This window comes from Amycolatopsis sp. NPDC049252 (assembly GCF_043197175.1).
GTDB lineage: Bacteria > Actinomycetota > Actinomycetes > Mycobacteriales > Pseudonocardiaceae > Amycolatopsis.
Genome location: NZ_JBICSQ010000176.1, coordinates 1 through 3,927, shown reverse-complemented (window position 1 = coordinate 3,927; position 3,927 = coordinate 1). Strand labels below are relative to the sequence as shown.

2 protein-coding genes are annotated in these 3,927 nt (G+C 70.9%); one reads left to right on the top strand and one right to left on the bottom strand.

The window, feature by feature from the left end; all coding sequences use genetic code 11:
• Positions 1-28 precede the first annotated feature (28 nt).
• Positions 29-1,843, bottom strand: a complete 1,815-nt coding sequence (locus tag ACGFMK_RS48890) for an arabinofuranosidase catalytic domain-containing protein (protein WP_392778916.1) — start codon at positions 1,841-1,843, stop codon at positions 29-31.
• A gap of 675 nt (positions 1,844-2,518) precedes the next feature.
• On the opposite strand from ACGFMK_RS48890, the gene ACGFMK_RS48885 reads away from it, so the two are divergent.
• Complete coding sequence (locus tag ACGFMK_RS48885; protein ID WP_392778913.1) at positions 2,519-3,880, top strand: beta-1,3-glucanase family protein; 1,362 nt, start codon at positions 2,519-2,521, stop codon at positions 3,878-3,880.
• Positions 3,881-3,927: the final 47 nt, after the last annotated feature.

Below are 3,927 nucleotides of genomic sequence, written 5' to 3'. Positions count from 1 at the left end.
CCCCGGGCCGGGCGCCCGCGCCTCGGGTTCAGAGCAGCGCGAACTTCTGCGCCGCGGATCCGTTGCAGTCGTAGATCTGCAGCCGCGTCCCGTTGCCCGTCGCGCCGCTCGGGGAGTCGAGGCAGCGGCCGGACTGCGGGTTGCGCAGTGAACCGTCCGCCTGCTGCGTCCACGTCTGGCCGCCGACCCCGTTGCAGTCCCACAGTTCGACCTGGGTGCCGTTCGCCGTGCCGTTGCCGACGATGTCCAGGCAGCGGCCCAAGGTGCGCAGCGCGCCACCGGACAGGTGGAACCAGTGCTGGTCCACGGCGAACGACTGGCAGTCCCACAGCTGAACGGCGGTGCCGTTCACGCCGTGGTCGTCGCCGGCCACGTCGACGCACTTGCCGCCGGGGCCGGTGATCGGGCCGCCGCCGGTGACGGAGAACTTCTGCGCCGCGGAGGCGTTGCAGTCCCAGATCTGCAGCCGGGTGCCGTTGGCCGTGGCGCCGTTCGGGGAGTCGACGCACCGGCCGGACTGCGGGTTGCGCAGCGAGCCGTCCGCCTGCTGCACCCACTTCTGGCCGCCGACCCCGTTGCAGTCCCACAGTTCCAGCAGCGCGCCGCCCGCCGTACCGTTGCCGGTGACGTCGAGGCACCTGCCCAAAGTGGACAGTGACGAGTCGGCGTTGTGCGCCCAGTGCTGGTCGCCCGCGTTGGCCTGGCAGTCCCACAGCTGCACGGCGGTGCCGTTGCCGCCGGTGTCGTCGCCGGCGACGTCGAGGCACTTGCCGCCGGGGCCGGAAACCGTGGCCGCGTAGGGAGGTGTCCCGGTCGAGCCGGAGTAGCCGACGGAGACCACGTTGGCCTGCACGGCGTCGTCCGCGGCGTCGGTCGGGTAGCCCGCGGTCATCACGCCCTCGAAGAACGAGCCGATGGAGGCGTTGCTGTTGTCACCGCCGGTGCCGAGCACGATCGAGCCCTCCTGGTGCATCGGCGTGTAACCACCCGAGGGCAGCGTGCCGTTGTACCAGGTGGTCAGGCCGCCGCTCTGGGAGTTGCCGCCCTTGAGTGCGAACGTCGTCTGGCCGTTGTTCTTCAGCAGCGCCGTGACGAACGGCGTGGCGTTGCCGCGGTTGGCGGTGTTGGAGCGGTTGCCCTGGAACAGCCCGTTCTCCAGGTCGCCCGCGACCCACGGGCCGATCCCGGTGCACGGCGGGAAGTAGCACGTGGTGCCGAGGTTGACCGCGTCCATGTGGCCGTTGCCGGTGTCGGCGATCTGCGCCTCGACGTTGCCGTAGTCGAAGCAGCAGCCGCCGTTGACGTGTGTGCCGCTGGCGACCATGTACATGCCCTCGGGCTGGCCGTTGACCGCGACGCCGGCGCCGACGTAGTGCCGGTACCCGGTGCCGGGGGAGACGTACACGCCGTAGACCTTGTGCCCGCCCGCGGTGACCGGCAGCGCGGCCGCTACGGCGGCGACGTCCTGCCCGCCCGCGGTGCCCGGCCCTTCGACGGTGAGGTCGTTGTGGCGCGGGGACTGGTCGTAGATCACCGTGATGGTGCACGTCGTCCCGGCGCAGAAGGAGTCCTGCGCGGCGGCGTTGGCGTACCCGCCGGCGGCGAGCAGGCCGATGTCGGTCTCGGCGCGGTCGGAGGCGCGCTGCACGCGGTAGAGGTTGCCGGCGTAGGCGGAGTAAAGGGCGCGGGTGGTGCTGTGCGCGGCGACGCACTGCGTGCCGGCGGCGCCGTAGATGTCGCAGGGCAGGGAGCCGGCGGCCTGCGACGCGGTGGTCAGGCCGAGCATCGTCCCGAGGACGAGCAGCGTGGTGGTGAGGATGGCGGGAAGTCTTCGGCGGGGCACGGGGACCTCACTCTCAAGCCGCAGGCCAGGGACCCGGGCGGATTTTTACAACGTTGTATTTCCGAGAGAGAAGGGGGACGCGGGAGTGCGGTGGGGATGGGGCGAGGGTAGGTCCGCGTTCTCGATCGTGTCAACAGGTCACGAGGTGTCCGGTTGGTTCAGTCCACCGCGTGACCAGGAGTGGCCACCCGGACGGTCTAACGGGACGGGATCCGTTTCGTGGCGCGGGATACGGCGCGGATCGGCCCGGGCGGGACACGGGTATCCGCATGATCCACGCGCTGCCTGACGGCGCTATGAGCGTGCCGGAGGGCGACGTGTTCGGGAACCGCCCGGTGACCACGGCCTGCGCCCAGGGTGGTACCTGAGTGCGTCCGTCCACAGAGGACGGCAGAGGACCGGGTGCACGGCGCCGCTGGGCATGGCTGACTCCAGGTGAGTCGGCCCCTGAGCGGGTGGCGGCGCCACGCAGAGGGTGAGGTGAATCGGTTCCGAATATCGCCCTCCGGCCCTGGATTTGTCAAGCCTTGACAGGTTGGGGCTGGTGGTATGAACCTTTTCACCGAACGTTCCCGGCCGTCCCGGATGTCCCGTGCCCGGCGGTCAGGGGACGCCGGACGACGCCGTCCCCTGACCGGCGGCGGGTCCGCCCCCGTTCCCGGCCAGGGAGGAACCATGCCCACGATCGCTTCGCCGCGGCACCGACGCCGCGGACCCGCAGCCCGGTTGGCGACGCTGGCGGCGGCCTTCACCGTCGCCGCGCTCGGCTTCGCCGCGCCCTCGGCCCACGCCGCGGACACCCTGATCTCCCAAGGGAAACCCGTCACGGCGTCGTCCACGGAGAACGCCGGCACCCCCGCTTCCGCCGCGGTGGACGGCAACACCGCCACCCGCTGGTCTTCGCAGTTCAGCGATCCACAGTGGATCCAGGTCGACCTCGGCGGCGCGGCGACCGTCGGCCAGGTCAAGCTGAACTGGGAGGCCGCGTACGCCACGGCGTTCCAGATCCAGCTGTCCGACAACGGATCCAGCTGGTCCACTGTGTACCAGACGACCACCGGAACCGGCGGCGCGCAGACGCTGAACGTGACCGGCTCCGGCCGGTACGTGCGGCTGTACACGACCGCGCGGGCCACGCCCTACGGCGTCTCGCTGTGGGAGTTCCAGGTCTTCGGCACCGGCGGCGGCACCACCCCGACGGGGCCGGGCACGCCGCCCGACTCGTTCTGGGGCGACACCGGCAGCATCCCGGCCGCGCAGAACGTGCTCATGGTCAAGGTGCTCAACCGGACCAACGGCAAGTACCCGGACAGCCAGGTGTTCTGGAACTTCGGCGGCCAGACCCACTCGATCGCCGAGCAGCCCTACATCGACATGCCGGCCAACTCGGCCGGGCGGATGTACTTCTACCTCGGCACGCCGAACGGCCAGTACGCCGACTTCATCGAGTTCACCGTCGGTCCGGACGTCTTCAACGGCAACACCACCCGGGTGGACGCGTTCGCGCTGAAACTGGCCATGCGGCTGCACGCCCACGACGGGTACGACGTGCAGGTGGGTGACGACTACGGGACCTTCCAGGAGGACCGCGCGGCGACCTTCGCCAGGTTCCAGGCCGAGGTGCCGACCGAGTTCAAGGGCCTGGCGACGGTGAACGCGCCGTACCGGATCCCGGCGCCGGGCAGCGCGCCGGACTTCCGCGCGGGCGGCCAGTACGCGAACTACTTCACCGCCTACGCGCAGTCGGTCGGCGTCAACGAGCCGACGTCGAACATCACCGGCTGCGCCGGTTCGCTGGCCGGCAACCCGACCATGTGCGCGGCCCTGAACCGGCACACTGCGCAGCTGCCGGCGTCGCAGCAGCAGGACCCGGCGAACTACTACAAGGCCGCTCCGGCGAACTACTACGCGAAGTACTGGCACGACCACGGCATCAACCACCTGGCGTACGGCTTCCCGTACGACGACGTGGCCGGCCAGTCGTCGTTCGTCTCACACGGCGACCCGCAGTGGCTGGAGGTCGCTGTCGGCTGGTGACCGGCGCCGGCGTGGGGGGGCCGGGGGGGGGGGGGGGCGCGGGCCGG